Genomic DNA, 22,857 nt, shown 5'->3' with positions numbered 1-22,857 from the left:
TTGAAACAATCAATGTTGTTAAACGATAACATTGATGAGTCTCTCAAAAACTCCAGTCCGAAGACACCTTCGGGTTGTGAGGTTAAGCGACTAAGCGTACACGGTGGATGCCTAGGCAGTCAGAGGCGATGAAGGACGTGCTAATCTGCGAAAAGCGCCGGTGAGCTGATATGAAGCGCTATCAGCCGGCGATGTCCGAATGGGGAAACCCAGTGCAATCCGTTGCACTATCCTTGCCTGAATTCATAGGGTAAGGAGGCGAACCGGGGGAACTGAAACATCTCAGTACCCCGAGGAAAAGAAATCAACCGAGATTCCCCCAGTAGCGGCGAGCGAACGGGGAGGAGCCCAGAGCCATCAGCGATAGGCGTGTCAGGAGAACGGTCTGGAAAGGCCGGCAGTAAAGGGTGAAAGCCCCGTATCCGAAGACATGCCTATTGTGAGCTCAACGAGTAGGGCGGGACACGTGGTATCCTGTCTGAACATGGGGGACCATCCTCCAAGGCTAAATACTCCTGACTGACCGATAGTGAACCAGTACCGTGAGGGAAAGGCGAAAAGAACCCCGGCGAGGGGAGTGAAAGAGAACCTGAAACCGTGTACGTACAAGCAGTGGGAGCCTTGATTTATCAGGGTGACTGCGTACCTTTTGTATAATGGGTCAGCGACTTATATTCTGTAGCAAGGTTAACCGAATAGGGGAGCCGCAGGGAAACCGAGTCTTAACTGGGCGTTAAGTTGCAGGGTATAGACCCGAAACCCGGTGATCTAGCCATGGGCAGGTTGAAGGTTGGGTAACACTAACTGGAGGACCGAACCGACTAATGTTGAAAAATTAGCGGATGACTTGTGGCTGGGGGTGAAAGGCCAATCAAACCGGGAGATAGCTGGTTCTCCCCGAAAGCTATTTAGGTAGCGCCTCGTGAATTCATCTTCGGGGGTAGAGCACTGTTTCGGCTAGGGGGTCATCCCGACTTACCAACCCGATGCAAACTGCGAATACCGAAGAATGTTATCACGGGAGACACACGGCGGGTGCTAACGTCCGTCGTGAAGAGGGAAACAACCCAGACCGCCAGCTAAGGTCCCAAAGTCATGGTTAAGTGGGAAACGAAGTGGGAAGGCTCAGACAGCCAGGATGTTGGCTTAGAAGCAGCCATCATTTAAAGAAAGCGTAATAGCTCACTGGTCGAGTCGGCCTGCGCGGAAGATGTAACGGGGCTAAACCATGCACCGAAGCTGCGGCAGCGACATTTAGGTGTTGTTGGGTAGGGGAGCGTTCTGTAAGCCGGAGAAGGTGAACTGTGAGGTTTGCTGGAGGTATCAGAAGTGCGAATGCTGACATAAGTAACGATAAAGCGGGTGAAAAACCCGCTCGCCGGAAGACCAAGGGTTCCTGTCCAACGTTAATCGGGGCAGGGTGAGTCGACCCCTAAGGCGAGGCCGAAAGGCGTAGTCGATGGGAAACGGGTTAATATTCCCGTACTCGGTGTGGCTGCGAAGGGGGGACGGAGAAGGCTATGTCATCCGGGCGACGGTCGTCCCGGTTTAAGCGTGTAGGCTGGCATCCCAGGGAAATCCGGGGTGCTTTAAGGCTGAGGCGTGATGACGAGGCACTATGGTGCTGAAGTGACAGATGCCCTGCTTCCAGGAAAAGCCTCTAAGCATCAGGTCACATTGAATCGTACCCCAAACCGACACAGGTGGTCAGGTAGAGAATACTCAGGCGCTTGAGAGAACTCGGGTGAAGGAACTAGGCAAAATGGTGCCGTAACTTCGGGAGAAGGCACGCTGGCGTTAGGTGAAGGGACATGCGCCCGGAGCCGAGGCCAGTCGCAGATACCAGCTGGCTGCAACTGTTTAATAAAAACACAGCACTGTGCAAACACGAAAGTGGACGTATACGGTGTGACGCCTGCCCGGTGCTGGAAGGTTAATTGATGGGGTTAGCCGCAAGGCGAAGCTCTTGATCGAAGCCCCAGTAAACGGCGGCCGTAACTATAACGGTCCTAAGGTAGCGAAATTCCTTGTCGGGTAAGTTCCGACCTGCACGAATGGCGTAATGATGGCCAGGCTGTCTCCACCCGAGACTCAGTGAAATTGAACTCGCTGTGAAGATGCAGTGTACCCGCGGCAAGACGGAAAGACCCCGTGAACCTTTACTATAGCTTGACACTGAACCTTGAGCCTTGATGTGTAGGATAGGTGGGAGGCTGTGAAGTGTGGACGCCAGTCTGCACGGAGCCATCCTTGAAATACCACCCTTGAATGTTTGATGTTCTAACGTAGGCCCGTGAACCGGGTTGCGGACAGTGTCTGGTGGGTAGTTTGACTGGGGCGGTCTCCTCCCAAAGCGTAACGGAGGAGCACGAAGGTTAGCTAATCACGGTCGGACATCGTGAGGTTAGTGCAAAGGCATAAGCTAGCTTGACTGCGAGAGTGACGGCTCGAGCAGGTACGAAAGTAGGTCTTAGTGATCCGGTGGTTCTGAATGGAAGGGCCATCGCTCAACGGATAAAAGGTACTCCGGGGATAACAGGCTGATACCGCCCAAGAGTTCATATCGACGGCGGTGTTTGGCACCTCGATGTCGGCTCATCACATCCTGGGGCTGAAGTAGGTCCCAAGGGTATGGCTGTTCGCCATTTAAAGTGGTACGCGAGCTGGGTTTAGAACGTCGTGAGACAGTTCGGTCCCTATCTGCCGTGGGCGTTGGAAGATTGCAAGGGGCTGCTCCTAGTACGAGAGGACCGGAGTGGACGCACCACTGGTGTTCGGGTTGTCATGCCAATGGCACTGCCCGGTAGCTAAGTGCGGAAGAGATAACCGCTGAAAGCATCTAAGCGGGAAACTTGCCTTAAGATGAGTCTTCCCTTGTCCCTTGAGGACACTGAAGGAACGTTCGAGACGAGGACGTAGATAGGCTGGGTGTGTAAGCGTTGCGAGACGTTGAGCTAACCAGTACTAATGAACCGTGCGGCTTAACCTGACAACACCGAAGGTGTTTTGGGCATGAGAGAAGACAGTTTCAGAGAAAAAACAGCTTGTTCGGGATTGAAAACAGGATTTGTCTGGCGGCAAGAGCGCGGTGGTCCCACCTGACCCCATGCCGAACTCAGCAGTGAAACGCCGTAGCGCCGATGGTAGTGTGGGGTCTCCCCATGCGAGAGTAGGGAACTGCCAGACATTCAATTAACCCTTTGTTGCTGGCATAAAAGGCAGCAAGGATAAAAAATTCGGTGGTGCGGTAGTTCAGTTGGTTAGAATACCGGCCTGTCACGCCGGGGGTCGCGGGTTCGAGTCCCGTCCGCACCGCCACCGTATTTAGGGGCGTAGTTCAATTGGTAGAGCACCGGTCTCCAAAACCGGGTGTTGGGAGTTCGAGTCTCTCCGCCCCTGCCAGTTAACAAATAAGTAATAATTGATATAGCTTTCAGATTAATAGCCCAGCTAAATTTAGCTGGGTTTTTTGTTATTTGTCATTTGTATGCAGTTCCAACGTACTATAGCTCTAACATATTGCAGTCCTGAGATATGTTTTTATTGGCATATAGTTTTAATTTCTAGTTTCGTGTAATTCTAATTTCTTTTTCTTTGCAAGTGCTCACTACTCCTTTAAGGCTGTTTTTGGGTTGCTACGTAACTATAGGCGCTTTCTCAACAGAAATTTTTAATAAGTGTTGGATAAGAGCTTGTTGGTCACTGTTTTGTAGCCATACAGCGTACAATGGTCGTTTTATTAACTGATCATTAGGTAAAGCAACGAGTTTCGGATATTCTTTTTGCCAGTGTACAGGAAGGAAGGTTGCAGCATTAACGCTATCCAATAACTCTCTGGCAATATGCGCTGATGTGGTTGTAATGATAGGTGGATGATCATTCTTTAATATTTGTTGTTCTTGTTGGTGAAAATCAGCTCCCCACTCTAATTTAATATAATTTTCTACTCCCTTATCAAGATTATGCTGGGTTGTTAATAAAATAAGCTGGATATTACCTATCAACTGACTTTGAAACTCATCCATTTTTGGCGGTTCAGTGGTGATTAAGAGATCTAATTCACGAGAATGCAATTGTTTGACTAGTGATTGGCGTGTCGAAACCAGGGTTTCGATTCTTATTTCCTGATGGTGTTGATAAAATGTATTTATCCAGGGTGTTAGATAACTTTCCCATAGGGATGCTGTAGCGCCGATAGAAAGTTTTGTATGCTGGGCAACATAATTGATTTCTTTCTTCGCCAATTGCCAGGTACTCATTAGTGATTCTGCATAAGGTACCAGGCGTTCTCCGGCCGCTGTTAGGCGGATATTATTACGATGTCGTGTGAATAAATTGGTACCCAACTGATTTTCTAATTGGCGGATCCGAAAACTAACAGCGGATTGTGTTAAATAGAGCGACTCAGCTGCCCGACCAAAGTGACGAGTCTTACTGACTTCCAAAAAGGTTTTCAGTAATTCAGTGTCCACATGCATCTCCAATAGTTTTTGTCGTTAAGATTTAAATATTTTGTTTTACAGAATGTCAAGCCTCCCTAATACTCCGCGCCATAATTAGTATGACTTAGAGTTAGGAGTGTGTCAGATGGCTGAAAGCTTCATCACGACTAATCGTTTTTTTGATAATAAAAATTATCCACGAGGATTTTCCCGTCATGGTGATTTCACCATCAAAGAGGCTCAATTGTTAGAACGTTATGGTCATGCGTTCAATGAATTGGACCTTGGTAAACGTGAACCTCAAACAGAAGAGGAGAAACTGTTTGTTGCAGTTTGCCGTGGTGAACGTGCACCTGCAACGACAGAGGAAAAGGTGTGGACTAAGTATTTGGAAAAAATTAGCCGTCCAAAACGTTTTCATACTCTTTCCGGTGGAAAACCTCAGCTTGATTCTTCTGAGGACTATACCGATACGGATGATTAATACCATCATTGATATTAATCATCTACGCAAGAGGGGCGGTTGCCTCTCTTCCAATCGATAACTTATCCAGCCTGCTTCTGTAATTGAATAAGTAACCTATCCATACTTCGGTAGCTGAGCGCTTCCATAATATCTGGTTTTTCTATTTTTGTTTGCTCTTTTAAGTCTGCAATTGTGCGAGAAACTCTAAGTATTCTGTGCCAGGCACGTATAGATAGCCCTAATTTTAATAAAGTATTTTCCAGAAAAACGGCATTTTCCATGCTAATTTTGCAAATATTTTCAGTTTGTTTGCTACTGAGATGAGCATTAATGCGCCCACACCGTTCTATTTGTATTTTTCTTGCCTTTGTTACGCGTTTTTTGATTTCTTGACTACTTTCTCCATATTTTATTGATGATTGACTTAAAATTCCTGGCGGAAGTAGCGGAACTTCAATAGAGAGATCAAAACGATCTAAAAAAGGGCCTGACAGTTTAGAGAGGTAACGTAATACTTGGTGTGGACTACTTCGGTTATGCATCCCCTGATGATAGCCGGTTGGGCTAGGGTTCATGGCAGCAATCAATTGAACCTGGGCAGGAAAACGAACTTTTGCTCTGGCACGGGATATCACTATTTCGCCAGATTCTAGCGGTTCCCGCAGGGCATCAAGGACACTGCGGTTAAATTCAGGTAATTCGTCTAGAAATAATACACCATTATGGGAAAGAGAAATTTCGCCCGGCTTAGGTATTGAGCCCCCTCCAACAAGAGCTGCCATTGATGAACTGTGATGAGGGGCTCTAAATGGGCGTATATGCCATTTTTGAGGGTTAACTGGACATCCCGCTAAGCTATTGATTGCAGCAACGTCTAGAGCTTCCTGATGCGTCAATGGCGGTAATAAACCACATAATCGGCTGGCAAGCATAGTTTTGCCGGTGCCTGGAGGGCCGAGTAGCAGAAGATTATGACCGCCAGCGGCTGTGATCTCCAGTGCCCGTTTAGCTTGTTCCTGCCCAATAATATCCTGTATATCCAAAACAAATGATTCAGTCTGTAGTTCAATAGGAGAAGGAGAGGATAGGGTCGCATTTTCTCCTTGTAAAAAATGGCAAACTTGCAGCAAATGATTTGCCATTAGCGTTTCGTTTTGAGACAAAATTGCCAGTTCAGCTTGGTTTTCTGAGGAGAGGATAAGTTGTCTTCCTGCTTTTTTTGCACTCAATGCTGCGGGAATTGCTCCCGTAACTTGCCGTATTTCACCAGAAAGTGCTAACTCACCTAAAAACTCATAATTATGTAGCTTACCTGTCGTGATTTGCTCCGATGCGGCTAAAATCGCAATAGCAATGGGTAAATCATATCTTCCCCCTTCTTTGGGGAGATCTGCTGGTGCTAAATTGACGGTAATCCTTTTGGGAGGATAAGTAAAACCACTATTGATCAGAGCGCTTCGAACACGATCTCTGGCTTCTTTTACGGTCGTTTCAGGTAAACCAACAAGGGTGAGACCGGGTAAGCCATTACTGATATGTGCTTCTATCGTGACGATAGGAGAATCGATACCAATTGTTGCCCGTGTATGAATAACGGCTAGTGCCATGATGCTCTCCTTAGCAAGAAAGCTGTTATCATGGATCGATAAAAAATAATGAAAAGTCGCCTTTCGTGATTTTGCGAAAAGGTTCGTAAATATATTTATCACTATGATTATACTGACAACTATTTAGTTGTTTGGATTTTAATAATAACATGATGTTATATATAAATAATCTAACAAATTGAGACTCTTGTGATAAAAAATTGGTCGGGAATAAGTAATACTTATCGATAATCATGATTTAATAAAAAGCATAAGATTAATTTAATTAAGTTTGAATCTATATATTATTAACCATAATGATAATTAACTGAAAAAATTAATTTTAACCGCATTTTTGTCATGTTATCGAAACTTAGACGATTAACTCGTTTTTCTATTATTTTATTTATTAATTATTTTACTAAACAAACAGATGGCAATTTTTTCTGAGATAAAAATGAGTAAATTGTAGTGAATTTATCTATTTTTTGGTTATCTAGATGAAAAATATAAATAAAATAAATTTGTTATAAAAAAACAAAAATAATCGTTGTCAACAATCATAGAAAGTGATAACTCTTAAATATACGTCAAGCATACGAGTTAAAAACGAATAAAATTATGAACGCATTTGTCCTAGTGATTAGCCTAATTATTAGCGTGGTGGTGATTATCCCACCGTGCGGGGCTGCATTTGGACGAAGAACGGCTTAGACAGAAAAATAGCCAGATTCGAACCCCCCCGCACCGAAAGGCGCGGGGGGTTTTTTTTAGGCGGTTCGACAAGAAGTAACAAGACATCACAACAACCAACAGCAAGGTAAACGTAACAGGGGAAACGGCGATGAATGGGGCACAATCGGTTGTAGAAGCATTACGAAAACAGGGAATTGAAAAAGTTTTTGGTTATCCAGGCGGAGCAATCATGCCAGTCTATGATGCGTTGTATGATGGTGGTGTTGAGCACATATTGTGTCGCCATGAGCAGGGCGCGGTTATGGCAGCTATTGGTTATGCGAGGGCAAGTGGTAAGCCAGGAGTTTGCATCGCGACATCAGGGCCAGGAGCGACAAACTTAATTACGGGATTGGCTGACGCATTATTGGATTCCGTTCCTGTTGTCGCTATTACCGGCCAGGTGAGTTCTGAATTTATCGGGACAGATGCCTTTCAGGAAATCGATATACTGGGTATGTCTCTTTCTTGTACAAAACACAGTTTTCTTGTTGATTCACTGGAAAAATTACCCCAAATCATGGCCGATGCTTTCTCCATTGCCATGAGTGATCGCCCCGGCCCTGTTCTGATTGATTTACCAAAAGATATTCAGTTGGCTCAAGGTGATTTTGCCCCTTATTTAATACCGACATCTCCTAACTTCTCTCTCCCAAAACAAGAAATTGAGTTGGCTCGTCAATTGTTAGCTTCATCTCAGAAACCTGTTTTGTACGTGGGTGGCGGGGTTGGCATGTCTGGCGCTGTTCCTGAGTTACGTGATTTTGTATCTGAAACGGGTGTCCCCGTTGTTTCCACATTGAAAGGTTTGGGAGCCGCAGATTTTGAACATGAATGTTATTTGGGAATGTTAGGGATGCATGGTACTAAAGCTGCTAACCTTGCCGTTCAATCCTGTGATTTGTTAATTGCCGCTGGAGCGCGTTTTGATGATCGTGTTACAGGAAAGCTGAATACTTTTGCACCTAATGCCAAAGTGATTCATTTGGATATTGATCCTGTTGAATTCAATAAATTACGTCAGACTCATGTTTCATTATTGGGTGATTTAAAAATCTTATTGCCTCATTTACAGCAGCCTTTATCGATCCAGCTCTGGCAGCAAGAAATCAAACAATTAAAAAACGAATATGCATGGCGTTATGACTATCAGGGTGAAAGCATTTATGCTCCGTTACTGTTGAAGCAGGTTTCTGAACTTGCTTCGTCCAGTACGGTCATCACAACCGATGTTGGGCAGCATCAGATGTGGGCTGCTCAGCACATGACTTTTAGTCAGCCAGAAAATTTCATCACATCAAGTGGGTTAGGCACGATGGGGTTCGGCATTCCGGCGGCGGTTGGTGCCCAGATAGCTCGTCCTGAAGATATGGTTATCTGCATATCTGGTGACGGCTCCTTCATGATGAATGTTCAGGAATTAGGCACTATTAAACGCAAGCAATTGCCGATCAAACTGATCTTATTGGATAACCAAAGATTGGGTATGGTTCGTCAGTGGCAAGAGCTGTTTTTTGACAAACGTTATAGCGAAACGATCTTAACTGATAATCCTGATTTTCTCACGTTGGCGCAGGCTTTTGGTATTCAGGGACAGAGAATTACTGACAAAGCACAAGTGAATGAAGCATTAGATGCTTTGTTTAATAGTGAGGGCGCGTATTTATTACATGTATCTATTGATGAGTCAGAGAATGTCTGGCCATTGGTTCCACCAGGCGCAAGTAACGAAACCATGTTGGAGAAATCATTATGAGACAGCATCAACTTGCTATCAAAGTGCGTTTTTGTCCTGAGATTTTGGAACGGATTTTGAGAGTCACCCGTCACCGCGGGTTTCAGATATGCGCATTGAATATGGATCATATAACAGATAGTGATAATGTAAATATTGAACTCACCGTGTCTAGCCAGCGTCCAGTTAATTTGCTTTTTTCTCAATTGACGAAATTGGTGGATGTGGCTGGTGTTGAGATCAAACACAAAGAATCACGATTAATAAGCGCATAATGCGCGATTGAAGGAAAATTAAGAATGACAAAGCAAGCTGATTATATTTGGTTCAATGGAGAAATGGTGCCTTGGGCAGATGCTAAAGTTCACGTTATGTCCCATGCCTTACATTATGGTACTTCGGTATTTGAGGGGATTCGTTGCTATGACTCCCACAAAGGGCCCGTTGTTTTTCGTCATCGTGAACATATGCAGCGCTTGCGTGACTCAGCCAAGATTTACCGTTTTCCAGTGAGCCAAAGTGTGGACGAATTGATGGAAGCTTGCCGTGAAACGCTACGTAAAAATAAATTGATCAGTGCTTACATTCGTCCATTGGTATTTGTGGGTGATGTTGGAATGGGAGTCAACCCACCTGCTGGCTATAAAACAGACGTTATCATTGCTGCTTTCCCGTGGGGAGCTTATCTTGGTGAAGAAGCGTTGGAGCAGGGCATTGATGCGATGGTTTCTTCATGGAACCGTGTGGCAGCAAATACGATCCCTACAGGTGCAAAAGCAGGGGGTAATTACCTCTCTTCTTTGCTGGTGGGAAGTGAAGCGCGACGTCATGGTTACCAGGAAGGTATTGCACTGGATGTTCATGGTTATATTTCAGAAGGTGCGGGCGAAAACCTATTTGAAGTGAAGGATGGAATTCTATTCACACCGCCATTTACGTCATCTGCCCTGCCAGGGATCACCCGTGATGCCATTATCAAGTTGGCACAGGATCTTGGTCTGGAAGTGCGTGAACAGGCACTTTCTCGTGAATCGCTTTATTTAGCGGATGAAGTCTTTATGACAGGAACGGCTGCGGAAATTACACCGGTTCGTAGTGTAGATGGTATTCAGGTGGGTATCGGCAAATGTGGCCCAGTCACTAAAAAAATCCAAAGTGCGTTCTTTGGCTTATTTAATGGTAAAACAGAAGATAAATGGGGTTGGTTGGATCCAGTTAACCCTTAAAAAAAATATAAAACTCAACAGGCGGTCGTTCCCCGCCTGTTTTGATCGCTGAAGTTAATTGATACACAAATAAGACATGGGAGTGAAGACAATGCCTAAATATCGTTCTGCTACGACGACTCATGGCCGCAATATGGCGGGAGCCAGAGCCTTATGGCGAGCTACAGGTATGACCGATGCCGATTTTGGAAAGCCTATCATTGCGGTTGTTAACTCATTCACGCAGTTTGTGCCAGGACATGTACATTTGCGTGATCTTGGCAAGCTGGTGGCAGAACAGATTGAGGCATCAGGGGGGTGGCGAAAGAGTTTAATACCATCGCTGTTGATGATGGTATCGCGATGGGACATGGTGGAATGCTCTATTCATTACCTTCGCGTGAATTGATTGCTGACTCAGTAGAATACATGGTCAATGCTCACTGTGCTGATGCTATGGTGTGTATCTCCAACTGCGACAAAATCACGCCAGGCATGTTGATGGCATCTTTGCGCTTAAATATTCCGGTGATTTTTGTTTCTGGTGGTCCAATGGAAGCGGGTAAGACACGATTATCCGACCAACTTATCAAACTGGATTTGGTCGATGCCATGATCCAGGGTGCCGACCCCAATGTCAGTGATGAACAAAGTGATCAAATTGAACGTTCGGCGTGTCCGACGTGCGGTTCCTGCTCTGGTATGTTTACAGCAAATTCGATGAATTGTCTGACCGAAGCGCTTGGCCTTTCACAACCAGGTAATGGTTCACTACTCGCTACGCACGCAGATCGTAAGGCGCTGTTTATTAATGCGGGCAAACGTATTGTTGAACTGACTAAACGCTATTATGAGCAAAACGATGATAGTGCTCTCCCACGTAATATTGCGACCAAAGCCGCATTTGAAAATGCGATGACATTGGATATAGCTATGGGCGGTTCAACTAACACCGTTTTACATTTGTTGGCCGCAGCGCAGGAAGGTGAAATTGACTTCACTATGGCGGATATTGATCGTTTGTCTCGTCAGGTGCCGCATTTATGTAAAGTTGCTCCGAGCACTCAGAAATACCATATGGAAGACGTCCATCGTGCTGGTGGTGTGATTGGGATCTTGGGGGAGCTTGATCGCGCAGGGCTTTTACATCGCGAAGTGAACAATGTTTTGGGTTTGAACTTGCCACAAACGTTGTCTCAGTACGATATCATGCTGACAAACGATGAAAGTGTTAAGAGCATGTATTCAGCGGGTCCTGCTGGAATTCGCACTACACGAGCCTTCTCACAGGACTGTCGTTGGCCATCGCTGGATATGGATCGCGAAGCAGGATGTATTCGTGAACGTACCCATGCTTACAGTCAGGATGGTGGATTGGCTGTTTTGTTTGGCAATATTGCAAGAGATGGCTGCATTGTAAAAACAGCAGGCGTTGATAAAGAAATTCTGACCTTCCGTGGTCCAGCCAAAGTTTATGAAAGTCAGGAAGATGCAGTAGAAGCTATTCTCGGTGGAAAAGTAGTGGCGGGCGATGTAGTTGTTATTCGCTATGAAGGACCGAAAGGTGGCCCTGGTATGCAAGAGATGCTCTATCCCACCACGTATCTTAAATCTATGGGATTGGGAAAAAGTTGTGCATTGATTACGGATGGGCGTTTCTCAGGCGGAACATCGGGCTTATCTATTGGTCACGTCTCTCCAGAAGCAGCAAATGGTGGTTTGATTGGCCTGATTTATGATGGTGATATTATCAATATTGATATTCCAAACCGTAAAATTCAGTTGGATGTAACGGAAGCTGAACTGGAAGAGCGTACACAGGTTGAATGCTCTCGCGGAGATAAGGCGTGGACACCTAAGGATCGTAAGCGTCAGGTCTCTTTGGCATTACGTGCTTATGCTTCACTGGCGACCAGTGCTGACAAAGGTGCTGTGCGTGATAAAACCAAACTGGGGAGTTAATTGTGGCGGTTTATCCTCTTAATACTGAACCCAAGGGAGCGGAGTATCTCAAGGCTGCATTAAGTGCGCCCGTTTATGATGTTGCTCAAGTTACTCCCTTACAGGAAATGAAAAAAATCTCTGCGCGTTTAGGCAATACTATTTTGGTTAAACGGGAAGATCGCCAGTTGGTACATAGTTTCAAATTGCGTGGCGCATACGCGATGATCGCAGGTTTGACGGAAGAGCAGAAAAGCAAAGGTGTGATCACGGCTTCCGCAGGCAATCATGCACAAGGTGTTGCATTATCGGCCAGTAAGGTTGGCATAAAAGCCACTATTGTTATGCCGATAGCAACAGCAGATATTAAAGTTGATGCTGTTCGCAGTTTTGGTGGAGAAGTTTTGTTGCATGGTGCGAATTTCGATGAAGCGAAGGCAAAAGCCATTGAGATAGCAAAAGAGCATGGTTACACCTTCGTTCCCCCATTTGACCATCCCGTCGTGATTGCGGGTCAGGCTACACTGGCAATGGAGCTGCTACAGCAAGATGTTCATCTTGATCGCATCTTTGTTCCGGTTGGCGGTGGTGGATTGATTGCGGGGGTTGCCGTTCTTATCAAACAGCTTGTACCCGAAATGAAAATCATTGGTGTGGAGGCCGAAGATTCTGCCTGTTTGAAAGCGGCACTGGAAGCAGGGCATCCGGTCGATTTGCCAAGAGTTGGATTATTTGCGGAAGGCGTAGCTGTCAAACGCATTGGCGACGAAACGTTTCGTTTATGCCAGCAATATGTCGATGATGTTATTACCGTAGACAGTGATGCTATTTGTGCTGCCATGAAAGATATCTTTGAAGATGTCAGAGCGGTTGCAGAACCTTCCGGTGCGTTAGCACTGGCTGGCTTGAAAAAATATGTCCAGCAACATCAGATTCAGGGAGAAAGGCTGGCACATATCCTTTCTGGGGCTAATGTAAATTTTCATGGGTTGCGTTACGTTTCAGAACGCTGTGAGCTTGGAGAGCAACGTGAAGCCTTGCTGGCAGTGACGATCCCTGAACAAAAGGGGAGCTTCTTACAATTTTGCCAGATACTGGGTACTCGTGTTGTGACTGAATTTAGCTATCGTTATTCGGATGCAACAGATCCAAACCAGGCCTGCATTTTTGTTGGTATTAGATTGAGTCAGGGAAATTCCGAACGTCGTGAAATCATTGAAGAATTAAAAGCATCGGGATATCAAGTTGCTGATTTTACGGATGATGAAATGGCGAAGCTGCATGTTCGTTATATGATCGGTGGCAGACCATCCAAGCCATTGCAGGAGCGGTTGTTTAGTTTTGCTTTCCCTGAGTCTCCAGGTGCTTTGCTGAAATTTTTGCAGACACTAGGGACTCATTGGAATATCACGCTGTTTCATTACCGTAGTCATGGCACGGATTATGGGCGTGTATTGGCGGCCTTTGAGCTTTCAAGATCAGAAGTGTGTTTTGATCGCCATTTGGATGTTTTGGGCTATGAATACCATGATGAAACCGATAATCCTTCATTTAAATTATTTCTGACTTAGTTATCGATCAAAGCAATAAACAGCAAAATATCTTCCCAAGGGAGGCTATTTTGCTGATTTTATATATTCAGATCATAATGATTTCCAGACTACAATAGCTCCCAAAATGCCTTAATCAACGGTTCGCCCAAGCGCTTATTCAACGCACAGACACCCAATTCAAACGGCTCGACCAAAGCAATATTTTCCAACAGTGAAATACGGTTACGCACAGGTTCAGGACTGTTTTCGACAACAACCGTAGGGATCAGCGCAATCCCGCAACCCAGTGCTACCATAGAAACAATCGCTTCATGGCCGGAAACTGTCGCGTAAATGACGGGGTGCAGGATATTATGTCGGCGGAACCACAGTTCAATACGCTTGCGGGAAGGCCCGTGCTCAGGCAGGATAAAAGGGATGTTATTCCAGTCAGGGTGTGCCTGAATAGCGAGATTTCTTACAGCACAAGGCAGAGAAGGGGCAATCAGTACCAGTGGTACTTCGCCTATTTTGGTAAAGCTGACATTATCAGGCAGTTTCTCTGGCTTACCTGCAATCCCCAAATCCACAGCATCGGATTGAACTTTATCAACGGCATCAGCAGCGTCTCCTGTTGTCAGTTTGATTTCCACCAAGGGATGTTCTGCCCGAAATTTATCTAATACTTGTGGAAGATGGCTATATGCCGCCGTGACCGAACAGAATAAACGTAATTCTCCCGTCAATGATGGGCTTTGGTGGTTTAATGAATGTTGTAGCTGTTTATATTGCAGGAGAGTTTGCTGAGCAAATTGTTTCAGTTGTTCACCTGCGGAAGTCAATTTTACTGTTCGGTTATCCCGCAGAAAAAGTGGATGACCTAATAATTCCTCAAGGCGCTGGATTTGGCGTGAAAGTGTGGATGGACTGACGTGCAGGGCCTTGGCTGAGCGGCCAAAATGGCAACTTTCCGCAAGGTGTAAAAACATTTTTAAATCACGCAGATCCATCGTTTTTGAGCCTTTTATTTAGAGGTTTTTGCCGTGAGAAAGTTTGTTGCATAAACTGCAATATAGTCTTGTTAATATATCAATTTCAGCAATAGCTTTCATGTCATATATTGTCTCTATGCAAACGACCTCACACCTAATTATATCGGAGTCACCATGGCTAATTATTTTAATACGTTGAACTTACGCCAACAATTGGCGCAGTTAGGCAAATGCCGTTTTATGGCACGGGAAGAATTTGCTGACGAGGCAGGGTATTTAAAAGGCAAAAAAGTGGTGATCATCGGTTGTGGTGCGCAAGGGCTAAACCAAGGTCTCAATATGCGAGATTCTGGTTTAGATATCGCTTATGCTTTGCGTAAAGAAGCAATTGATGAAAAACGACCATCATGGCGTAAGGCAACTGAAAATGGCTTCAAAGTTGGCACTTATGAAGAATTAATTCCACAGGCTGATTTGGTTGTCAACCTGACACCAGACAAGCAGCATTCAGCGGTGGTTCAGGCGGTTCAGCCTTTGATGAAAGAAGGAGCAGCTCTGGGCTATTCCCACGGTTTTAATATCGTCGAAGTAGGGGAGCAGGTACGCAAAGATATCACCGTTGTGATGGTTGCCCCTAAATGCCCAGGTACGGAAGTGCGTGAAGAGTATAAGCGTGGATTTGGTGTGCCCACTCTGATTGCTGTACATCCAGAAAATGATGCAAAAGGCGAAGGAATGGCGATCGCGAAAGCGTGGGCAGCCGCAACAGGCGGGCATCGAGCTGGCGTGCTGGAATCTTCTTTCGTAGCAGAAGTTAAATCTGACCTGATGGGAGAACAAACCATCCTGTGTGGTATGTTACAGGCGGGTTCTTTGTTGTGTTATGACCAATTGATTGCTGATGGTGTTGATTCAGGTTATGCCGGAAAATTAATTCAATTTGGTTGGGAAACGATCACTGAAGCGCTGAAACAGGGTGGCATTACATTGATGATGGATCGTCTTTCTAACCCTGCGAAATTGCGTGCTTATGCCCTTTCTGAACAACTGAAAACCATTTTAACACCGTTATTCCAGAAACATATGGATGACATCATTTCTGGTGAATTTTCTTCCACAATGATGGCAGACTGGGCAAATGACGATAAGAACTTACTAAGTTGGCGCGAGGAAACGGGTAAGACACCATTTGAAAATTACCCGGATTACACAGGACATATCGGTGAGCAGGAATACTTTGATCATGGCGTCCTGATGGTTGCGATGGTCAAGGCAGGGGTAGAACTGGCATTCGAAACGATGGTAAATACTGGCATTATCGAAGCGTCTGCTTATTATGAATCCTTGCATGAACTGCCGTTGATTGCGAATACCATCGCTCGCAAGCGTCTGTATGAAATGAACGTGGTAATTTCTGATACCGCAGAATACGGTAACTATCTGTTTTCATACGTCGCTGTTCCGTTGCTGAAAGAGAAATTTATGGCAACTCTACAAGCAGGGGATTTAGGAAAAGAAGTTGCAGATCGTAGCGTTGATAATGCGCAGTTACGTGATGTAAATGAAGCGATCCGTCACCATCCGATTGAAGTTATCGGCCGTACTTTACGTGGTTATATGACGGATATGAAACGCATTGCCGTCGGTGGTTAACAGAATCTTTGTCCTGCCCGAAGTGATTTTATCGGGCAGGTAAGATCTTGAAATTCTACAGATCGAATTTGAGTTTCAATTCATCGATCACCTGTCGCTGAAATGCTTCAAATCGCGCCTTCGGTTGTTGCGCTTGGATCATGTTCAGTGCAGGATCGTTGACTTTAGTACGCACACCGCTTAATTCCTCCATGACAGCAAGCCCACAGAAAGGTACATAGGCTTCAGAATATCCCCCTTCGTGAACGATGACTAACTTGCCATGACACAGTTCATCGGCTGCTTGCTGTATCTGGCGAGTCATTGCACGGAAACTCTCACTGTGTAACTGCATCCGAGCCAGAGGATCAAACGCATTGGCATCATAGCCACTGGCAACGATGATCAGCTCAGGTTGATAACGTCGTAATGCCGGAAGCACAATCTGATCTATCGCATAAAGATAACTATTGTGTCCGGCTCCCGCCATCAATGGAATATTGATATTGAACCCTTCTCCTTTGCCTGCGCCGATATCTTCTTCACCACTATAACCTTCGGGATAACAACCTTCTTGATGCAGTGAAATAGTTAAAACATCATCACGCTCCCAGAAGATATGCTGTGTCCCATTACCGTGGTGAACATCCCAGTCAATGACGGCAACTCGGCCAACCCCAAGTTGTGCTTTGGCATACTCAATGGCAAGGGCAATATTGGCAAGGAAACAGAATCCCATTGCCTGATCTGGCAGACAGTGATGCCCGGGGGACGGGAAAGACTGTAGGCATTACCCAATTCGCCTTGTAACACAGTTTTTACTGCGGCATAAGCGAGTCCGGCAGATAGTTTGGCGATTTCATAGCTGCCTTGTCCTATTGGTGCTTCTGAACCCAATATCCCTCCGCCATTATCACTGATGGACTTAAAGTGTTGTAAATACTCTTCGGTATGAACTAATCTCAGTGTTGCATCATCGAGAGGTTCAGCCCCACGCAATTGCAACGAGTGACTTAAACCCGAAACATCCATTAAGCTTTTCATTCTGCGTTTTGTTTCCGGTGATTCTGCATGCCCTGCGCCGTTGGGAGGTTGTACCCATCCTCCAACCGGAAATGTCATGACGTGTGGTAATCCAGAATTATGCCAGAAACAGAGTTCATCAAAGAAAAAGCCTGTTTTACGTAACATATTACATCCTCTTTGATTCCCTTTATCCTTCAAGCTACAACTTGAAATCTATTGGGTATGTTGATTATATGTCAGTTAGCGTAATTGATTGTTATAACATCAACGTAGGTAAATAGATCCTATGTATTTCAATTACAAGAGAATCAATATTGATATATTTGATCTGAGTAATTTAAATTTTTAATAAAAAAAATCATACACTATCTTTTTCACATTATTTTTTGAAAACAACCGATGATTAATGCTTTTTTTATTTTTCTTTTAATAGTTTACCGACGTGAAGAAAATCACCTATTACCTTGCTTTCTGTTACACTTTCTCTCCCTGATCTTTTATCCTGATATAGCTTTCAAAACAGTATGCGATTAAATCCAAGTCAACAACAAGCGGTTGAATTTGTAACAGGGCCTTGTCTGGTTCTGGCGGGGGCTGGCTCCGGCAAGACCCGAGTGATTACCAATAAAATTGCCCACCTGATCCGCACCTGTGGTTATCAGGCTCGCCATATTGCAGCAGTCACTTTTACTAACAAAGCGGCACGTGAGATGAAAGAACGTGTTGCCCAAACTTTGGGCCGTAAGGAGACACGGGGATTAATGATCTCGACTTTCCATACCTTAGGATTGGAAATCGTTAAGCATGAATACAAAGCGCTGGGAATAAAAAGTAACTTCTCATTATTTGATGATCAAGATCAGATGGCTTTGTTGAAAGATCTCACGGAGGATTTGCTGCAAGAAGACAAGGATCTGCTACAAAAACTGATTGCTAGCATTTCTAACTGGAAAAATGACTTAATGTCACCAGAACAGGTGATAAGAATGGCACGTTCAGCGCAGGAACACCAATTTGCAGAATGTTATCGTCGCTATGACCTGCACCTGAATAGTTGTAATGTTCTCGATTTTGATGATCTGATTACCAAACCAACATTACTGTTAATGCATGATAAGGAAGTCAGGGAACGTTGGCAGAATAAAATTCGCTACTTGCTGGTGGATGAATATCAGGATACGAATACCAGTCAATATCAACTGGTGAAATTATTGGTGGGTAATCGCGCCCGTTTTACCGTGGTTGGTGATGATGATCAATCCATTTATTCATGGCGTGGTGCTCGTCCACAGAATTTGATGTTATTGAAGGACGATTTTCCGCAATTGAATGTGATTAAGCTGGAACAGAATTACCGTTCATCAGGGCGAATATTGAAAGCGGCGAATATTCTGATAGCCAACAATCCCCATGTTTTTGAGAAAAAACTCTTTTCGGAATTGGGGTATGGTGATCCACTTAGGGTAATCGAAGCGAGCAATGAAGATCACGAAGCTGAACGTGTGGTAGGGGAGTTGATCGCTCATCACTTTATCAATAAAACGGCATATAAAGATTACGCTATTTTATATCGCGGCAACCACCAATCCCGTATCTTCGAAAAAATGTTGATGCAAAATCGCATTCCCTACCGAATTTCTGGTGGAACATCATTCTTTTCCCGACCCGAAATTAAAGACCTGCTCTCTTATTTGCGTGTTTTGACCAATCCAGGGGATGACAGTGCGTTTTTGCGTATCGTGAATACACCACGGCGAGAAATCGGTGCAGTGACGATCCAGAAATTGGGTGAATGGGCGAATCAGCGTAACAAGAGTTTATATCAAGCCAGTTTTGATCTTGGGCTGGAACAGCATTTAACGGGACGTGGTTTGGCGGCATTGCAGCGCTTTACCCACTGGATGGACGAAATAGCTCGTCAGGCGGAACGGGAGCCATTGCTGGCGGTGAGAGACTTACTGCGTGGAATGGATTACGAAAGCTGGTTATATGAAACCTCACCCAGTCCAAAAGCGGCTGAAATGAGAATGAAGAACGTCAACCAACTTTTCACTTGGATGAGTGAAATGCTTGAGGGAGATGACTTGAATGAGCCAATGTCCCTTTCTCAAGTCGTAGCGCGTTTTACGTTGCGGGATATGCTGGAGAGAGGCGAGGAAGATGAAGAGTTGGATCAAGTTCAGTTAATGACGCTACATGCTTCCAAGGGGTTGGAGTTTCCCTATGTTTTTTTGGTAGGCATGGAAGAAGGTTTGTTACCACATCAAAGTAGCATTGATGAAGACAACATCGAGGAAGAGCGTCGTTTAGCTTATGTGGGCATTACGCGTGCGCGGAGAAAACTTTTTTTCACCCTCAGCAAAGAGCGTCGCCAGTTTGGTGAACTTATCCGTCCAGAACCGAGCCGATTCTTGCTTGAGTTGCCACAGGATGATTTGGATTGGCCACAAGGTAAGCGAGTGATGAGCGCAGAGGAAAGGATGAAACAGGGGCAATCGCGCCTTGCTGACATTAAATCTCGTCTGGGACTTGGGCAGAAAAATGGCAATTAAGTAGCACGATGATAGTCCCCTGCATTTGTGGGTAATTACAGGGGAGTAAAGTAAACATGTCAGCCGAGACGAGAGTTGTTTTGCTCCTCAAGCAACAACGGCCATTGGACATAACTCTGCCACTTCATTTCTTGCTGTAGTGCTTCAGCTCTGAGTGGATGTTTTATCTGCCATTGATGGGGCAAGATGATAGAGAGAGTCTCATTTTCTGCCTGTAATCGTAAGGCTGGCAATGTGTCATCTCGCCGACGGCTGGCGAAAATAATTGCCAGACGCAACAAGCGACATAACCGTTGTGCCTGTAGCGCTGGCACAGCATTTTGCTGACTGAGTGAGGCTAAATCCACTAACCCGCTTTGATTTTTCAATAGCGTAGCCAACAGTCGTTTTTGGGCAGGAGTATAACCAGGTAGATCCAAGTGGCTTATCAAATAAGCGGAATGTGCAGGTCCCTGACGAAAATCAACAAACAGGCCTATTTCATGGAGTAAACAGGCACCGACCAATAGCTCGCGACAGCGTTCGTCCAATTTCCATGACTTGGCAACTTGTTGGCAAAAATTTTCGGCTAATTGTTTGACACGCTGCGCTTGTTCAACATCCAGTTGAAAACGATGCTGAATATTGCACAGGGTTCTTGCCCGAATATCCTGCTCTATCGGCAAATCCAGCATCCCGTAAACCAACCCTTCACGTAGTGCGCCGCCTGCAAGTATCATACTTTCAATATTCAATGCCTGAAAAATGGCAATTAAGATTGCCAATCCACTTGGAAAAACCAACGCCCGTTCCAGTGTCAGCCCATCGATTTCCAACTCTTCCAGCTTGCCGCATTCAATCGCCTGATGTTTAAGTTGCTGGAGTTTGGGTAGGGTGATCAATTCATCCATACCCTGAGCTATCATAATTTCCTGCAAGGCTTGTACCGTGCCGGAAGCTCCTACGCAAATGTTCCAGCCTTGCTCAAGCAGCTTAGGGATAATAGGGCTGAGAATATCATGTGCAGCAGTTTCTGCGTTGGCAAAATTTTCTGCTGTCAGGCTGCGATCATTGAAATAACGTTCCAGCCAGGTAACACAGCCCATTTCAAGGCTGAAAAGCTGATTGGTTTTGGCTCCGACACCGGTTACCAATTCAGTACTGGCACCACCAATATCTACAACAAGTCGTTTTTCAGACCCGCTAGTCGTGTGAGCGACACCATGATAAATTAGCTGAGCTTCTTCTTCGCCGCTAATCACATGAACAGAATTGCCTAATATTTCTGAAGCCTTCCTGACAAATTCATTCGAATTTTCTGCCAACCTCAAGGTTGCGGTAGCAACAACGCGGATCTGTGAGACAGGAATATCTTGTAAATATTCGGAAAAGAGGCGCAAGCACTGCCATCCCCGTTCCATTGCCTGTTGTGATAAATGATTATTTTTATCTAATCCGGCAGCCAGCCTGACTTTACGTTTGATGCGAGTAACGACTTGAATGCTGCCGGATATTTCACGGACAACCAGCATATGAAAACTGTTTGAGCCTAAATCGATAGCCGCATAAAGCGAAGAAGCACTCAGCATAGTATTTATTCCGGCCTGTGTTATTTCAACATTACGTTATTTCAATATCGATCGTACTATTTCAGCATTGCGTCATTTTAGCTTGGGCGCTTACTGTTGCGTGTTGCATTGCCACGACGTGGTATGTTGTTACGCCGAGGGTGTCCCCCTGAGCGAGTGCGATTACGGCGCTTAGGGACTGGCAGATCTTTTAGCAATGCATCACTGTTATATTTGCTAACCGGTATCTGGTGCTGAATATATTCTTCAATGGCCGGTAAGTTCAGTGCATATTCTTCACATGCCAGGCTGATAGAATGACCACTTTCACCAGCACGGCCTGTGCGGCCAATCCGATGAACATAATCTTCACAGTCATCCGGTAAATCATAGTTAAATACATGTGTCACAGATGGGATATGCAACCCACGAGCGGCAACATCTGTGGCAACCAGAATGTCCAAATTGCCTAAACTAAATTCTTCAAGAATACGCAGGCGTTTTTTCTGTGCAACATCACCCGTCAGCAAACCAACCCGATGACCATCAGCAGCCAAATGAGTCCAGATGTCTTCACAACGGTGTTTGGTATTGGCAAAAATGATGCAGCGATCAGGCCACTCTTCTTCCAGCAGAGTCTGTAACAGACGCATTTTTTCTTCGTTGGAAGGATAAAATAGCTCTTCTTTAATGCGGTGCCCTGTTTTTTGCAGTGGTTCCACTTCCACATATTCAGGATTATTCATCTGCTCAAAAGCCAGTTCACGCACTCGATAAGAGAGAGTTGCGGAAAACAGCAAATTCATTCTTTCTGCAGCCGCAGGGAGCCGACGGAACAGCCAGCGAATATCTTTGATAAAGCCCAAGTCATACATGCGATCCGCTTCATCGAGTACAACAACTTGAATGGCACCAAGATGGACATGGCCTTGTTTTGCGTAATCGATCAAACGCCCTGTTGTGCCAATGACGATATCGACGCCAGCTTCCAGAACTTTGAGCTGTTTATCATAGCCATCGCCGCCGTAGGCAAGACCCATTCTCAACCCAGTGACTTGTGCCAATTCTTCTGCGTCAGAGTATATTTGAACCGCTAATTCACGGGTAGGCGCCATAATCAGCGCTCTTGGCTGATTAGTTTTACGCTCTTTCTTCGCAGGATGAGTCAATAAATAATTAAACGTAGACGCCAAAAATGCCAGCGTCTTGCCCGTTCCGGTTTGTGCTTGCCCCGCAACATCTCGGCCTTCGACAGTTAAAGGCAATGTTAGCGCCTGTATCGGCGTGCAGTTTAAGAACCCTTTTTTTTCAAGGGCTTCTAAGACTTTGGGGTGCAATGCGAAGTCGGAAAACTTCTTGTCTGTCAAATGTGTTTTGCTCATAGTATGGTAGAATATCAGTTAACTATTGCTTTAAGAAAGTGTATCCGCTGAAATAAAGACACCCTTATGTTGATTAATGTACAC

General features: G+C 45.1%; 13 protein-coding genes, 2 tRNA genes, 2 rRNA genes and 2 pseudogenes. 13 read left to right on the top strand and 6 right to left on the bottom strand.

The window, feature by feature from the left end; translation table 11 throughout:
* The first annotated feature begins 80 nt into the window (after nt 1-80).
* From Xish_RS07150 to Xish_RS07135, 4 genes are all read left to right on the top strand, one after another.
* Nucleotides 81-2,989, top strand: a 23S ribosomal RNA gene (locus Xish_RS07150).
* An 81-nt stretch (nt 2,990-3,070) separates the two neighbouring features.
* Nucleotides 3,071-3,186, top strand: a 5S ribosomal RNA gene (gene rrf / locus Xish_RS07145).
* Between the two features lie 55 nt (nt 3,187-3,241).
* Nucleotides 3,242-3,318 (top strand) — tRNA-Asp (locus tag Xish_RS07140).
* A gap of 8 nt (nt 3,319-3,326) precedes the next feature.
* Nucleotides 3,327-3,402: transfer RNA gene (locus tag Xish_RS07135), tRNA-Trp, on the top strand.
* A 233-nt stretch (nt 3,403-3,635) separates the two neighbouring features.
* On the opposite strand, the gene hdfR is transcribed toward Xish_RS07135, so the two are convergent.
* Nucleotides 3,636-4,472, bottom strand: coding sequence for an HTH-type transcriptional regulator HdfR (hdfR, locus tag Xish_RS07130; RefSeq protein WP_099117299.1), 837 nt, complete (start codon nt 4,470-4,472; stop codon nt 3,636-3,638).
* Nucleotides 4,473-4,587: 115 nt separating this feature from the next.
* On the opposite strand from hdfR, the gene Xish_RS07125 reads away from it, so the two are divergent.
* Nucleotides 4,588-4,926: a MaoP family protein gene (locus tag Xish_RS07125; RefSeq protein ID WP_099117298.1), complete on the top strand. Its 339-nt coding sequence runs from the start codon at nt 4,588-4,590 to the stop codon at nt 4,924-4,926.
* A gap of 62 nt (nt 4,927-4,988) precedes the next feature.
* On the opposite strand, the gene Xish_RS07120 is transcribed toward Xish_RS07125, so the two are convergent.
* Nucleotides 4,989-6,515: a YifB family Mg chelatase-like AAA ATPase gene (locus tag Xish_RS07120; RefSeq protein ID WP_099117297.1), complete on the bottom strand. Its 1,527-nt coding sequence runs from the start codon at nt 6,513-6,515 to the stop codon at nt 4,989-4,991.
* Between the two features lie 600 nt (nt 6,516-7,115).
* Here Xish_RS07120 and Xish_RS07115 point away from each other — a divergent pair.
* The 6 genes and pseudogenes from Xish_RS07115 to ilvA all read left to right on the top strand — a co-directional run bounded on the left by Xish_RS07115 (nt 7,116) and on the right by ilvA (nt 13,681).
* Nucleotides 7,116-7,208, top strand: a complete 93-nt coding sequence (locus Xish_RS07115; RefSeq protein ID WP_099117296.1) for an IlvGEDA operon leader peptide — start codon at nt 7,116-7,118, stop codon at nt 7,206-7,208.
* A gap of 130 nt (nt 7,209-7,338) precedes the next feature.
* A complete protein-coding gene (ilvG, locus tag Xish_RS07110; RefSeq protein WP_099117295.1) occupies nt 7,339-8,985 on the top strand; it encodes an acetolactate synthase 2 catalytic subunit in 1,647 nt (548 codons plus the stop codon).
* Nucleotides 8,982-9,239: an acetolactate synthase 2 small subunit gene (ilvM, locus tag Xish_RS07105; protein WP_099117294.1), complete on the top strand. Its 258-nt coding sequence runs from the start codon at nt 8,982-8,984 to the stop codon at nt 9,237-9,239. Before ilvG ends, ilvM begins: the two co-directional genes overlap by 4 nt.
* 24 nt (nt 9,240-9,263) lie before the next feature.
* Nucleotides 9,264-10,190 (top strand): branched-chain amino acid transaminase, encoded by a 927-nt coding sequence (locus Xish_RS07100; RefSeq protein ID WP_099117293.1) that lies wholly within the window; start codon nt 9,264-9,266, stop codon nt 10,188-10,190.
* Nucleotides 10,191-10,281: 91 nt separating this feature from the next.
* Nucleotides 10,282-12,131: pseudogene (gene ilvD / locus Xish_RS07095) on the top strand (dihydroxy-acid dehydratase).
* A 2-nt stretch (nt 12,132-12,133) separates the two neighbouring features.
* A complete protein-coding gene (ilvA, locus tag Xish_RS07090) occupies nt 12,134-13,681 on the top strand; it encodes a threonine ammonia-lyase, biosynthetic (RefSeq protein ID WP_099117292.1) in 1,548 nt (515 codons plus the stop codon).
* A gap of 89 nt (nt 13,682-13,770) precedes the next feature.
* On the opposite strand, the gene ilvY is transcribed toward ilvA, so the two are convergent.
* Nucleotides 13,771-14,652 (bottom strand): HTH-type transcriptional activator IlvY, encoded by an 882-nt coding sequence (gene ilvY, locus Xish_RS07085; protein ID WP_099117291.1) that lies wholly within the window; start codon nt 14,650-14,652, stop codon nt 13,771-13,773.
* 156 nt (nt 14,653-14,808) lie between these two features.
* Between ilvY and ilvC the strand changes: the two genes are divergently transcribed.
* A complete protein-coding gene (gene ilvC, locus Xish_RS07080; protein ID WP_099117290.1) occupies nt 14,809-16,287 on the top strand; it encodes a ketol-acid reductoisomerase in 1,479 nt (492 codons plus the stop codon).
* A 55-nt stretch (nt 16,288-16,342) separates the two neighbouring features.
* Here the strand turns inward: ilvC and Xish_RS07075 are convergent.
* Nucleotides 16,343-17,457, bottom strand: a pseudogene (locus Xish_RS07075) (class II histone deacetylase).
* Between the two features lie 359 nt (nt 17,458-17,816).
* Between Xish_RS07075 and rep the strand changes: the two are divergent.
* Nucleotides 17,817-19,844: a DNA helicase Rep gene (gene rep / locus Xish_RS07070; RefSeq protein ID WP_099117289.1), complete on the top strand. Its 2,028-nt coding sequence runs from the start codon at nt 17,817-17,819 to the stop codon at nt 19,842-19,844.
* A gap of 59 nt (nt 19,845-19,903) precedes the next feature.
* Here the strand turns inward: rep and gppA are convergent, their stop codons facing one another.
* Together gppA and rhlB are read right to left on the bottom strand one after the other, a co-directional pair.
* A complete protein-coding gene (gene gppA, locus Xish_RS07065) occupies nt 19,904-21,412 on the bottom strand; it encodes a guanosine-5'-triphosphate,3'-diphosphate diphosphatase (protein ID WP_099117288.1) in 1,509 nt (502 codons plus the stop codon).
* A 77-nt stretch (nt 21,413-21,489) separates the two neighbouring features.
* Complete coding sequence (gene rhlB, locus Xish_RS07060; RefSeq protein ID WP_099117287.1) at nt 21,490-22,773, bottom strand: ATP-dependent RNA helicase RhlB; 1,284 nt, start codon at nt 22,771-22,773, stop codon at nt 21,490-21,492.
* Nucleotides 22,774-22,857: the final 84 nt, after the last annotated feature.

This window comes from Xenorhabdus ishibashii (genome assembly GCF_002632755.1).
Taxonomy (GTDB): domain Bacteria; phylum Pseudomonadota; class Gammaproteobacteria; order Enterobacterales; family Enterobacteriaceae; genus Xenorhabdus; species Xenorhabdus ishibashii.
This window is presented reverse-complemented; position numbering and strand designations above follow the sequence as displayed.

Bases quoted from the DNA above. Each gene is read 5' to 3' on its own strand.
- Xish_RS07125 (WP_099117298.1), top strand. From the start codon at position 4,588: ATGGCTGAAAGCTTCATCACGACTAATCGTTTTTTTGATAATAAAAAT.
- Xish_RS07120 (WP_099117297.1), bottom strand. From the start codon at position 6,515: ATGGCACTAGCCGTTATTCATACACGGGCAACAATTGGTATCGATTCT.
- Xish_RS07115 (WP_099117296.1), top strand. From the start codon at position 7,116: ATGAACGCATTTGTCCTAGTGATTAGCCTAATTATTAGCGTGGTGGTG.
- ilvG (WP_099117295.1), top strand. From the start codon at position 7,339: ATGAATGGGGCACAATCGGTTGTAGAAGCATTACGAAAACAGGGAATT.
- ilvM (WP_099117294.1), top strand. From the start codon at position 8,982: ATGAGACAGCATCAACTTGCTATCAAAGTGCGTTTTTGTCCTGAGATT.
- Xish_RS07100 (WP_099117293.1), top strand. From the start codon at position 9,264: ATGACAAAGCAAGCTGATTATATTTGGTTCAATGGAGAAATGGTGCCT.
- ilvY (WP_099117291.1), bottom strand. From the start codon at position 14,652: ATGGATCTGCGTGATTTAAAAATGTTTTTACACCTTGCGGAAAGTTGC.
- ilvC (WP_099117290.1), top strand. From the start codon at position 14,809: ATGGCTAATTATTTTAATACGTTGAACTTACGCCAACAATTGGCGCAG.
- rep (WP_099117289.1), top strand. From the start codon at position 17,817: ATGCGATTAAATCCAAGTCAACAACAAGCGGTTGAATTTGTAACAGGG.
- gppA (WP_099117288.1), bottom strand. From the start codon at position 21,412: ATGCTGAGTGCTTCTTCGCTTTATGCGGCTATCGATTTAGGCTCAAAC.
- rhlB (WP_099117287.1), bottom strand. From the start codon at position 22,773: ATGAGCAAAACACATTTGACAGACAAGAAGTTTTCCGACTTCGCATTG.